Genomic DNA, 11,420 nt, shown 5'->3' with positions numbered 1-11,420 from the left:
CCGCTTCCGTCGCGGCCCTGCGCAGAAGTTGTCGTAGTGGGGCGTCGAGTACGACAACTCTTGCGGAGGAGTTGGGGAGGAGTAGCGGAGGGGCGGCGCTCAGATCGCGTGCGGGCGCTCCGGGAACGCCTCGGGCTCGCACTGGATGGTGGCGTGGTCGATGCCGTGGTCCTCGCGCAGGACGGCGAGCACTCCGGCGAGGGCCTCGCGGTAGTCGGCGTCGGGGGCGACGACGATGTGGCCGGTCGCGCTCTCCATGCCGGAGGTGATGGTCCAGACGTGCAGGTCGTGCAGCGCGAGCACGCCGGGGACCGCGCGGACGTCGCGCTCGACGGCGGCGAGGTCGACGTGCGCGGGCGCCGACTCCATCAGGATCCCGAGGGCCTGGCGGGTCAGCGACCAGGTGCGCGGCAGGATCAGCAGGCCGATCAGCACGCCGACGATCGGGTCGGCCCAGGCCCAGCCGGTGGTCAGCAGCACGATCGCGGCGAGGATCACGCCGATCGAGCCGAGGGCGTCGCCGAGCACCTCGAGCGACGCCCCGCGCAGGGTGATGCTCTCCTTCGCGCCGGCCGAGAGCAGGCGCAGGCTGACCAGGTTGACCGCCAGGCCGATGACCGCGGTGATCAGGAGCGGCGCGCCGGGCACCGCGGGCGGCTCGGCGAAGCGGCGGACCGCCTCCACGATCACGAAGCCGGCGACGCCGAAGAGCAGGACGCCGTTCGCGAGCGCGGCGAGCACCTCGAGCCGGTAGGAGCCGTAGGTGCGCGCCTTCGCGGCGGGGCGGGCGGCGAGCGAGATCGCGGCGATCGACATCCCGAGCGCGATCACGTCGGTGCCCATGTGCGCGGCGTCGGAGATCAGCGCGAGGGAGCCGGTGGTGAGGCCGACGACGAATTCGACGACCGCGAAGGCGGCGGTGAGCACGAAGGCGATGACGAGGGGGCGCCGGTGGCGGGCGGCGGCAGAGCCGGCGTGCCCGTGGTCGTGTCCCATGCGACTCCCTGTGCCCCACTCGCCGTGCTCCACTCGCCGCGACGACCGCGGACGTATTGTCGTATGCACACTCTTGCACATATCAGCTCGGATGCGAAGGGTGCCCGCGCCGATCCGCCTGCGACACTGGAGAGGTGTCGTCCTCCCGCTCGCTCCGCACCCTCCGCGGTGTCGTGGCGGCGACGGTGGCGACCCTCACGGCCCTGTTCTCGCACGTCGCGGGCGGCGGCGACGTGCCGGGCCTCCTCGGACTCGCGGTGCCGCTCGTGCTCTCGGTGCCGGTCTGCGTCGCGCTCGCCGGCCGCGCGCTCTCGCTCGCGCGCCTGGCGGTCTCGGTCGGAGTGAGCCAGCTGCTCTTCCACGCGCTCTTCGAGATCGGCGCCGCGGCCGGGCCGGCCGGTGCGGCGCACGCTCACGGCGGCCCGATCGACGTCGGCGCCGCGACGGCCCACGCGGGCGGGCACGACTCCTCGATGGGGATCGCGCACCTGCTCGCGGCGGTCGTCACGATCGCGGTCCTGCACCGGGGCGAGGCGCTGCTGATCGCGGTCGCCGCGACGACGGCCCACGCGACCGCGCGACTCGTGCGGGTGCCGGCCGTCCCGGTCCCCGCGCCGGCGACCGGGCGCCGCTCGTCGTCCGCGCCGCGCGCGATCCTCCCGGTCGTGGCGGACGTGCTCGCCGACGCCGTGCCCCGCCGCGGGCCGCCCGCCGCCCCCGCCTCCTGATCCTCGACGCGCGCTGCGCGTCCTCATCGACCCCTGCCCGCGGGCGGGGTCTGTGCGCGATGCCCCGTCCCCCCGGACCGGCCGCGCGAAGGGAGCCACTGCTGTGGCGCACGCACCGTCCTCCACGCCCCTCGGCCACGACGACCACGGCCCCGGTAGCCCCGGCGGTCAAGGCCCCGACGACGACCTCCTCCCGCCCGTGCGGCCGGCCGCCACTCCGCTCCGCGCGGCGGAGGCGACCCTGCTGCTCGCCGTCCCCGCGGCGGTCGCGGTCGCGCTCGCCGGGCTCACCTGGACCGGCGCGTTCTCGACCGAGACCCGCCTGATCGACCCCGGCGAGCTGGTCACCCGCGGCCTGCCGATCGCGCGGGTCGTGCACGACACCGCCGCGTCGCTGACGATCGGCCTGCTGACGGCCGCGACGTTCCTCCTGCCCGGGCAGCGGATCGCACCCGGGATCGTCTCGTACTCGCAGAACCGGGCGCTGCGCTGGGCGACCTGGTCGGCGGCCGTCTGGGTGGCGTCGGCGCTCGCCGTGCTCGTCTTCACGGCGGCGAACGCGATCGGGCAGCCGCTGGACGCGCCGGGCTTGCGGACCCAGCTCGTCTTCTACGCCACGCAGCTCGAGCTTGGGCAGACCCTCGTCGCGTCCACGGCGTGCGCGACCGCGGTGCTGCTGCTCACCCTCTTCTCCCGGCGGCTCGGCTGGGTGGCGGCGGCGACCGCGATCGCCGTGCTGGCGCTCCTGCCGCTCTCGCTCTCCGGGCACGCGGCCGGCGCGGACGAGCACGCGAACGCGGTGAACAGCCTCGCGGTGCACCTGATCGGAGTGACGGCCTGGGCGGGCGGGCTCGCCGCGGTGATCCTGCTGCGGCGGACCGTCGGCGGCGAGATCGGCACGGTCGTCGCGCGCTACTCCGTGCTGGCCGGCTGGGCGTTCGGGGCGGTCGCCTTCTCCGGGCTGGTCAACGCGTCGCTCCGGATCGAGGGGCTCGAGGACCTCGGCACGCCCTACGGGCAGCTGCTGATCGTCAAGGCCGTCGCGCTGCTCGCGCTCGGCGGCGCGGGCGCCTGGCACCGGCTGCGGCTGATCCCGCGGCTGCGCGCGGACCCGGCCGACCGCCGCGCGTTCACCGCGGTCGCCGTCGGCGAGGTGCTGGTGATGGCGCTGACCATCGGCGTCTCGGTGGCGCTCTCGAACAGCGCGCCGCCGGTCTCGCAGGACCCGGTGAGCGGCGACGCGCGGCGCAGCCTGCTCGGCTTCCGCTACCCGCCCGAGGTGACGCCGGAGCGGATGCTCGACCAGTGGCACCTCGACGCCGTCTGGCTCGGGATCGCCGTCGTCGGCGCCGCCCTCTACGTGCACGCGGTGCTGAAGCTCCGGCGCCGCGGCGACGCCTGGCCGCTCGGCCGCACGCTCGCCTGGGTGGCCGGCTGCGCCGCCCTCGCCTACACGACCAGCGGCGGGCCGGGCGTGTACGGGCAGGTGCACTTCAGCACGCACATGATCCAGCACATGCTGCTGATGATGGTCGTGCCGCCGCTGCTGGTGCTCGGCGGGCCGGTGCTGCTCGCGCTGCGGGTGCTGCCGGTGCGCCGTGACGGCGGGCGGGGGCTGCGCGAGTGGATCCTCGCGGTCGTGCACTCGCGCTACCTCGCCGTGCTGTCGAAGGCGCCGGTCGCCGCGGTGCTCTTCGCGGGGAGCCTGGTGGCGTTCTACTACACCGGCTGGTTCGAGTGGGCGATGTTCAGCCACCAGGGCCACGTGCTGATGACCCTGCACTTCCTCGCGACCGGCTACCTCTTCTTCTGGGTCCTGATCGGCGTCGACCCGGGGCCGGATCGCCCGGGGCACGTGCTGCGGCTGCTGGTGATGCTCGCGACGCTGGCCTTCCACGCCTTCTTCGGCCTGGCGATCATGTCGCAGACCACCGTGCTCGCCGCGCCCTGGTGGACGGCGCTCGGGTACACCGACACGGACGCGCTTCTCGCCGATCAGGGTGTCGGCGGCGGGATCGCCTGGTCGGCGGGCGAGATCCCGATGGTGCTGATCGCGCTGGTCGTGGTGTCGCAGTGGGTGCGCTCGGAGGAGCGGACGGCCAAGCGCTACGACCGCCGGGCCGACCGGGACGGCGAGGCCGAGCTCGCGGCGTACAACGCGCGGCTGGACCGGCTCGACCGCCGGGGGTCCTGAGCGACGGGGTGTCCTGAGCGGCGGGGCGACCGGCCCCGCCGGCGCGCGTCAGTGGCGCGAGGCGGAGTCCGCGTCCCAGAGGGCCTCGAGCGGGTCGTCGGCGTCCTCGCCGGCGAGGAGCTCGGCGTGCCGGCGCTCCGCCTCCTCGGCGGAGATCTCGCCGAGGTCGATCGAGGCGCGCAGGGCCGCGGCCCGGCCGCCCTCGCGGGTGAGGAACGGGTCGGCGGGGGTGGCGTGCCGGACGCCGTCGCGGGCGTCGAACGCGGAGGCGGTGATGCCCGTCACCGCGGGGGAGGAGGCGAGCAGGGCCATCGCGACCCGGTCGGCCGCCTGCCAGGCCGAGGCCGACGAGCCGCGCTCGGCGATGATCGGGCCGTCGGGGGTGCCGATGGTGAGCCGCTCGATGTCCGGCAGGAGGCGGAGGATGCGCGCCGCGGCGTCGAGCGCCTCGGCGGGCACGGAGTCGACGGGTCCGGAGAACAGCGGGGTCCAGTCCTCGATCGGGAGACGGTGCCTCCAGGTGTCCATCCGGGCTCCTTCCGTGATCGTTCACGGCGTCGTCACGACGTGCACGTGCCTGAAGGCTAGAGCGGGCCCCCGCGCGCGTCGACCCCCGGATCGAGGGAGTGCGTTTTCGGGACCACGCCGGTCGGGGGCGGCGAGGCCGTCCCTCCGGGCGACCTGTCGAGCTGTGCGGGCGCTGTGCCGCGCGGAGCGCGGGTGGGTGCCTGCGGCGTGATGCCTGGTCGATCCACGTGCCCCGGGGTGACCCCGGAGAGGACGGAGCAGCGCGTGCCCCGTCCGCCTCGCCCGGAGGGGCGGTGCCGCCCAGCCTAGGCTGGAGCGCACGAGGCGGGGGGTCGTCGTGCACGGACGGGACGCGGTGGTCGAGGCGCTCGCGCACGCGTTCCTCGGCGCGGAGTGGACGCCGGCCGGGCTGCGCGCCGCGGCCGCCGACTCCCTCGGCGCCCGCCGCCGCTGGATCGGCCCGCTGGTCACCGCCGTGCTCGTCGCCTTCCCGCATCCGCCGCTCGACGCGCCGCGCGAGCTCGCGCAGGTGGTCGCGGGGCTGCTCCCGGAGCGCGCGCAGCCGGTGGTCGCGCACCTCGCGCCCGTTCCCGCGCGGGCCGTGCCCTCCTCCTCGCCGGTGCCGGCGATCGACGGCCGGGACGACCTCGCGCGGCTGCTCGGGCTCGCGCCGGCGCAGCTGGACGGGTTCGCCGACCTCGGGCAGTGGAACCGCCGGACGCCGCACGGTGCTCCCGACCCCGGCGCTCTCCAGAACTACGACCACGTCTGGCGGCAGCGCCCGGGCCGGGCACCGCGGCTGCTCGAGGTGCCGCGCTCGCGGCTGCGCGCGGTGCAGCGGAGCGTCCTCGACGAGATCGTCGGCCTCGCGCCGGTGCACCCGGCCGCGCACGGCTTCGTCCCGGGGCGCAGCGCGCTCACCGGGGCGGCCGTGCATGCGGGCTCGGCGATGCTGATCACCCTCGATCTGCAGCGCTTCTTCGCGCAGGTCACCGCGGCGCGGGTCTTCCGGCTCCTGCGCGGCGAGGGGCTGCCCGAGGCGGTCGCCTTCGCGCTGACCGGGCTGTGCACCCACGCGGTGCCGGTCGCCTCGATCCACCGGATGCCCGCCGGCGGCGAGCCGGAGGAGCGGGCCGCGCTCCGCCGCTCCCTCGCCCTCGCGCACCTGCCGCAGGGCGCGCCGACCTCGCCCGCGCTGGCGAACCTGGCGCTGCGCCGCCTCGACGCCCGGCTGACCGGCTACGCCGAGGCGGCCGGCGGCCGCTACACCCGCTACGCCGACGACCTCGCCTTCAGCGGCGACGCGCGCTTCGCCCGGCGGTCGGAGGCCTTCGCGCGCGGGGCGGCGCGGATCGTCGAGGACGCGGGCTACGCCGTGAACCCGCGGAAGACGCGGCTGCGGCCCGCCTCGACGCGGCAGAGCGTGACCGGGATCGTGGTCAACGCGCACCCGGCCGTCCGGCGGGCCGACGTCGACCGGCTGCACGCGATCCTGCACAACTGCGCCGTGCACGGGCCGGCCGGGCAGAACCGGGCGGGGGTGCCCGACTTCCGGGCGCACCTCCTCGGCCGGATCGCCTGGGTGAGCGCGGTGCATCCTGGCCGCGGAGCGAAGCTGAGGGCGGTCTTCGAGCGGATCCCGTGGCCGGAGCCCTCGGGGGCCTCCCCGTCCCTCGATCCCGCGGGGCCGCGCCCGTAGGATTCAGCGGTGCCCGTGACCCTCCCCGCTCCGCGAACGATCGACCCCGCCTCCGTCCCCGCCCTGCGCTGGGGAGTGATCGGCACGGGCATCGCCGACGCCTTCGTCGCCGCGATCCACTCCCGCTCGGTGCAGCGCGCCGTCGCCGTCACCGCGCGCGACGCCGAGAAGACGCGAGCCTTCGCCGAGAAGCACGGCATCGCGACGGTGCACGCCACGGTCGAGGAGCTGGTCGCCGACTCCGGGATCGACGCCGTCTACATCGCGACCCCGCACCCGCTGCACCGCGCGCAGGCGCTCGCCGCGCTCGCGGCCGGCAAGCACGTGCTGATCGAGAAGCCGATCGCGATGTCCGCGGACGAGGCGCGCGAGATCACCGACGCGGGCCGCGCCGCCGGCCTGCTGGTGATGGAGGCGATGTGGGCGCGCTACCTGCCCCAGGCCGATGTCATCCGCCAGGTCGTCGAGAGCGGGGTGCTCGGCGAGCTCCGCCTGGTCACCGCCGACTTCGGCTTCTCCGTCCCCGTCGATCCGACCGGGCGGCTCTGGGCGAAGGAGCTCGGCGGCGGCGCGCTGCTGGACGCCGGGGTGTACCCGATCTCGTTTGCGTCCTCGGTGCTCGGCGCGCCCGTCTCGGTCGTCGCCTCCGGGACCGTCGACCCGGGCACGGGCGTCGACGCGAGCGCCGATCTGCTGCTCACCACCGCCTCCGGCGCCCGCGCGCTGCTGTCGACCTCGCTCCAGACGTCGCTGCCGGTCGAGGCGATGGTCCTGGGCTCGGAGGGGCGGCTCGCGGTGCACAGCCCGTTCTTCGGCCCGAGCGGTGTGACGCTGACGCTCGGCAGCATGAGCTCGGGGCAGGACTCGGAGGTCTGGAGCGACGAGGGGCCGTGGCCCTACGGCGCGCTGTCCTTCCAGGCGACGGCGTTCGCCTCCTACGTCGCCGCGGGGCTCGTGGAGTCGCCGGTGCACCCGCACCACGAGGTCGTCTCGGTGCTGGCGACGATCGACGAGGCCCGCCGCCAGGTCGCGGCGCAGGCTCAGGCTCAGGCGGCCCCGTCCACCCCGGCCGCGTCTCCCGCTCCGGCCGCCTGATGCGCATCCTCACCTGCCTGCACACGATGGAGGTCGGCGGCAGCCAGATCAACGGGATCGAGCTCGCCGGGCGGATGGCCGCGCTCGGCCACGAGGCGGTGGTCTACGGGCCGGACGGCGATCTGCGCCCGCTGGTCGCCGAGCTCGGGCTGGACTGGGAGGAGGCGCCGGAGAAGGGGCCCCGCCTGTCCTTCCGGAGCATGGCGCGGCTGCGGCGGATCGTCCGCGAGCGGCGGATCGACCTGATCCACGCCTACGAGTGGGCGCCGACGATGGACGCCGCCTTCGGGCCGCACCTGATCGACGGCGTGCCGGTGGTGACCACGGTGCTCTCGCCCGAGGTGCCCGACTTCGTGCCGGCCGCCTTCCCGATGATCGTCGGCGTGGTCGAGCTGCTCGAGGAGGAGTCGCGGCACCGGCCGACGCTGCACCTGATCGAGCCGCCGGTGGACACCGAGCTGAACGCGCCGGTCGAGGACGCGGCGCGGACGGCGGAGCTGCGGGCGCGCTTCGACGTGCAGGACGGCGAGATCGCGGTCGTCACGGTGGCGCGGCTGGTGGTCGACCTCAAGCGCGAGGGGATCCTGGCGGCGATCGAGGCGGTCGGCGCGATCGGCGACGAGCACCGCCTGCGGCTGATCGTCGTCGGCGACGGCCCGGTCCGCGGCGAGCTGCAGGCCGCGGCCGACCGGGTGAACGCCGGGCGCTCGCGCGAGCTGGTGACGCTGACCGGGCAGATGCTCGACCCGCGCGACGCCTACGCGGTCGCCGACATCGTTCTCGGGATGGGCAGCTCCGCGCTGCGGGGGATGGCGTTCGCGAAGCCGCTGGTCGTGCAGGGCGAGAAGGCCTTCTGGCGGCTGCTGACGCCGGAGTCGCTGCCGTTCTTCCTCGACGGCGGCTGGTACTCGCTCGGCGACGGCGTCGACGGGCCGGGTCGCCTCGCCGGGATCCTCGCGCCGCTCGCGGCCGACGCGGAGCTGCGGGAGCGGCTCGGCGCGCTCGGGCGCGAGGTGGTCGTCGAGCGCTTCAGCCTCGCGGCGGCGGCGCGCACCCAGGCCGCGATCTACGCGGAGGCGGTGGCCGCGCGGAGCACCCTGCCGCGGCGGCTGCGCGCGCTGGCGCACCCGGCGGTGCGGTACGCGGCGTACCGGCTGCACCCGCTCAAGCGGCGCGTCCTGGGGCTGCTCGGGCGCTGAGTGCGGCGCTCCCCGACAGCTGTTGCCCACGTCGGCGAATCCGTCAAGGGTCTCCTCCTGGCCGCTGAGCGCGTCCTACAGTCCTGTCATCCGGCCGCATCCGGAGACGCCGTCGTCCCGCGACGGCGGCGGGCGCGGCCCCGACGACGGGGAGGACCAGATGTCCAGAGACGATGTGATGCCGGGCCGGTTCGCGCGCTTCGTGAAGTGGGTGCACCGTGCCGACGGCTGGGAGCCGCAGTACCTGCGCGGCCGCGTGCTGGCGAAGACCGACGGCGCCTGGATCGTCGCGGTCGACGGCCAGGAGACCCGCGTGATGAAGAAGGAGTGGAGCGTGTACCGCTGAGACTGCCCGATCGCCGGACGCCGGAGATCCGCGAGACCGGTCCCGGCGCGTTCGTCCTCGAGCTGCGCCGCACCCGCCGCCGGCCGTCCGAGGAGCTCGGCCTGCTGCTGCGCGACCGCGGCCGCTGGATCGCGATCGGCCCGGAGGGCGTGCTCGCCTCCGCGGAGAGCTTCGACGAGGCGCTCGCGACCCTGCAGCCGCCCTGCTGATCGAGTAGCCCGCGGAGCGGGCGCACCGAGATACGGCGACGCCGGGAGGTGGGGTCTGCCGGCTTGCCTACCGGGACACGGTGGGTCTCGATACGCCCCTGTCGGGGCTATTCGACCGGCAGGGGGCGTGCAGGCGGTGGTGGGCGTCGCAGAACATCAGCTGAGGCGGGTGGGCCTCCTCTGTCAGCGGAGGGCACCCCTTCTCAGCTGATGTTGTGCGGAGCTCGCGTCCCTCCATGCTGATCGAGTAGCCCGCGGAGCGGGCGTATCGAGATCCGGCGGCGCCTGGAGTGGGGTCGCCGGGCCCGCCGTGCTGGGGAGGGTGGGTCTCGATACGCCCCTGTCGGGGCTACTCGACCAGCATGGGCGGCGGCGGCGGCTCCTCCGAGGAGACCCGGCGCCGGCCGGGGCGGCGGCGTCAGCGGTGCTTGCCCGGGGCCTGGATGCCGAGGACGGCGAGGGTCAGGGTGCCGGAGGTGCTCTGCGCGGCGGACGGGGACGACTCCGGGAGCCGGAGGGTGAGGCGGAGGTGATCCGTCGCTCCGATGGCGAAGGCGGGGGAGGCGGGCAGGTCGATGCGGGCCGTGGCGGGGCGGTCGGCCGCGACGGTGGTCGTGGTGCCGGGGCAGGTGGCGGCGTCGGACGACCAGGCCACCGAGCAGCGCTCGAGGGCGAGCTGCAGGCCGTCGGAGGCGCTCGCGCCCACGGTCGTCGCGGCGGACTCGAGCTGCAGGGCGCCCATCGAGACGGTGCCGGCGTTGGTGAGGTCGACGAGGCGCCGGGCCGTGCCGCCGGGCAGCAGATCGGCGACGGGGACCTGCACGGTGGTGACTCCCGTGGCGTCGAACTCGGCGACGACGGTGCCGGCGCCGACCTGGGCGCCGGCGGTCGCGCGGTCGAGGAAGAGAGCGGATGCGGAGGCGCCGGCGCCGAGCACCAGCGCGATCGCCGCGGCGAGGGCGAGCGGTGCGCGGGAGCGGCGGCGGGCCGGGACCGCGCGCCGACGGCCGTGCGCGCGAGTCGCGCCCGTGCCGCTCACGACCGCACCTCCGCGGGTCGACGCCAGATGACGACGAGTACGGCGCCGACGACGAGCGCGCCGCCGATCGCGAAGAACGCGAAGCGCGCCTGGGGCTGCGCGAGCGCGATGCTCGGCCAGCCCAGCAGCGGCACGACCGACTCCTCGCGCCAGATCCGCTGATCCGCGATGGTGACGATCCACGGGTCCGCCTGCGGGTTGTTGTCGCCCTTGGTGGTCAGCGCGAGGAGTCCCGGCGACCAGCCGCGCAGCTCGGCGGCCTCGGCCTCGGAGTAGACGAGCGTGACGCGGTGGATCACTCGGCGCTCGGGCACGTCGGGGTCGGTGAAGACGATCACGTCGCCGGCGCGCACCGCGGCCTGGTCGACGGGGAGGGTGACGGCGAGCGAGCCGACGGGCATGTCCGGCGCCATCGAGTTCGAGAGCACGGGCACGAGGCGCACGACGCCGAGGGCGGACGCGACGAAGACGGCGACGCCGGCGATCGCGACGAGCGCGACGACCAGGCCGAGGAGGCGGCGGAGGCCCGTGACGACCGGTCTGCTCGCGACGGGTCCGCTCACGACTGCGTCGCTCCTGTCCGTGCTGCTCACGATCGAGCCTCCTTCCGCCGGCGGCCGGTGGCGGCGAGCAGCAGTCCGGCGCCGAGGGCGAGCAGGCCGCCGAGCAGCGCGGCGCCGACGTCGCGGCCGGTGACGGCGAGGCCGTTCCCCGGTCCGCCGTTCCCGAGGGCGCCGGTCCCCGAGGCGCCCTCGCCGACCGCGCCGTTCCCGGAAGGGCCGTCCCCGGGAGCGCCGGAGCCGTCGATCGCCCCGGTCTCGCGCACGAGCACGCGCAGGGCGGCCGACGTGCTCTCGAGCGCGTTGCCCGATCCGCTCGGGAAGCTCACCCGGACCCGCACGCCGACGGTCTCGCCGCGGTCGAGCGCCCGGGACCCGTCGAGCCGGCCGAGCGACGCGGCCGGTCCGGCGCCCATCGGCTCGACGCCCTCGGGGCAGCGGTAGCGCTCGACGGAGCGGCCGTCGGCGACGAGGACGTCGTCGATCGTGAAGGCGGCGGGGCAGAGGTCGACGACCAGCTGGAGCCCGGCGCGCGGGTCCGTGGCGAGCGCGTCGCCGCCGTCGACCGCGAAGGCGACCGACACCTGGTGCGCCGACGAGCCGACGTTGGTGACCTCGGCGGCCCACTCGGTGGTGTCGCCGGGGGCGAGGCCGGTGAGGGCGGCGGGAGCCGTCAGCTCGCGCACGTCGAGCAGGGCGGCGGGCGGAGCGACCGACGCCGCGGACACCGCGGGCGCGAGGAGGACCGCCGCGAGGACGGCGCCGATCGCGCGCAGGGCTGGCATGGGGCTCCGAGGGGAAGAAGGGGGGAAGAAGAGGGAGAGGGG

At 75.8% G+C, this 11,420-nt stretch carries 12 protein-coding genes; 7 read left to right on the top strand and 5 right to left on the bottom strand.

The features are described 5' to 3' along the window. Positions 1-99: 99 nt before the first annotated feature. Complete coding sequence (locus EDF43_RS02655; RefSeq protein WP_132435291.1) at positions 100-996, bottom strand: cation diffusion facilitator family transporter; 897 nt, start codon at positions 994-996, stop codon at positions 100-102. Positions 997-1,130: 134 nt separating this feature from the next. Between EDF43_RS02655 and EDF43_RS02650 the strand changes: the two genes are divergently transcribed. Together EDF43_RS02650 and EDF43_RS02645 are read left to right on the top strand one after the other, a co-directional pair. Next, positions 1,131-1,724, top strand: coding sequence for a hypothetical protein (locus EDF43_RS02650; RefSeq protein ID WP_132435289.1), 594 nt, complete (start codon positions 1,131-1,133; stop codon positions 1,722-1,724). A gap of 103 nt (positions 1,725-1,827) precedes the next feature. Continuing rightward, a complete protein-coding gene (locus EDF43_RS02645; protein WP_132435287.1) occupies positions 1,828-3,918 on the top strand; it encodes a cytochrome c oxidase assembly protein in 2,091 nt (696 codons plus the stop codon). A 48-nt stretch (positions 3,919-3,966) separates the two neighbouring features. On the opposite strand, the gene EDF43_RS02640 is transcribed toward EDF43_RS02645, so the two are convergent. Further along, positions 3,967-4,446, bottom strand: a complete 480-nt coding sequence (locus EDF43_RS02640; protein ID WP_123444444.1) for a hypothetical protein — start codon at positions 4,444-4,446, stop codon at positions 3,967-3,969. Positions 4,447-4,783: 337 nt separating this feature from the next. Between EDF43_RS02640 and EDF43_RS02635 the strand changes: the two genes are divergently transcribed. From EDF43_RS02635 to EDF43_RS02615, 5 genes are all read left to right on the top strand, one after another. After that, on the top strand, positions 4,784-6,145 hold the full coding sequence (locus EDF43_RS02635; protein ID WP_165908990.1) for a reverse transcriptase family protein: 1,362 nt from the start codon (positions 4,784-4,786) through the stop codon (positions 6,143-6,145). 9 nt (positions 6,146-6,154) lie between these two features. Continuing rightward, positions 6,155-7,240 carry a Gfo/Idh/MocA family oxidoreductase gene (locus EDF43_RS02630; protein ID WP_132435283.1) on the top strand — a complete coding sequence of 362 codons (1,086 nt, stop codon included), beginning with the start codon at positions 6,155-6,157 and terminating at the stop codon, positions 7,238-7,240. Beyond that, positions 7,240-8,439 (top strand): glycosyltransferase family 4 protein, encoded by a 1,200-nt coding sequence (locus EDF43_RS02625; RefSeq protein WP_132435281.1) that lies wholly within the window; start codon positions 7,240-7,242, stop codon positions 8,437-8,439. Before EDF43_RS02630 ends, EDF43_RS02625 begins: the two co-directional genes overlap by 1 nt. Positions 8,440-8,599: 160 nt before the next feature. Next, positions 8,600-8,785 (top strand): hypothetical protein, encoded by a 186-nt coding sequence (locus tag EDF43_RS02620; protein ID WP_123734602.1) that lies wholly within the window; start codon positions 8,600-8,602, stop codon positions 8,783-8,785. Then, positions 8,767-8,994, top strand: a complete 228-nt coding sequence (locus tag EDF43_RS02615; RefSeq protein WP_123444448.1) for a hypothetical protein — start codon at positions 8,767-8,769, stop codon at positions 8,992-8,994. The genes EDF43_RS02620 and EDF43_RS02615 overlap by 19 nt, the downstream gene beginning before the upstream one ends. A 418-nt stretch (positions 8,995-9,412) precedes the next feature. Here the strand turns inward: EDF43_RS02615 and EDF43_RS22475 are convergent, their stop codons facing one another. The 3 genes from EDF43_RS22475 to EDF43_RS21655 are packed head-to-tail and all read right to left on the bottom strand — an operon-like array spanning position 9,413 to position 11,378. Next, positions 9,413-10,033, bottom strand: a complete 621-nt coding sequence (locus EDF43_RS22475) for a peptidase (RefSeq protein WP_132435279.1) — start codon at positions 10,031-10,033, stop codon at positions 9,413-9,415. Then, the gene (locus EDF43_RS21660) at positions 10,030-10,626 is read right to left on the bottom strand and encodes a signal peptidase I (RefSeq protein ID WP_165908989.1); all 597 of its coding nucleotides are present in this window, start codon (positions 10,624-10,626) and stop codon (positions 10,030-10,032) included. The genes EDF43_RS22475 and EDF43_RS21660 overlap by 4 nt, the downstream gene beginning before the upstream one ends. After that, entirely contained in the window at positions 10,623-11,378 is a 756-nt protein-coding gene (locus EDF43_RS21655) for a sortase (RefSeq protein WP_165908988.1), read from the bottom strand. Before EDF43_RS21655 ends, EDF43_RS21660 begins: the two co-directional genes overlap by 4 nt. Positions 11,379-11,420: the final 42 nt, after the last annotated feature.

This window comes from Rathayibacter sp. PhB179 (assembly GCF_004345345.1).
Classification (GTDB): Bacteria; Actinomycetota; Actinomycetes; order Actinomycetales; family Microbacteriaceae; genus Rathayibacter; species Rathayibacter festucae.
The sequence above is the reverse complement of the archived record's forward strand: the minus strand, read 5'-3'. Positions and strand labels throughout refer to the sequence as shown.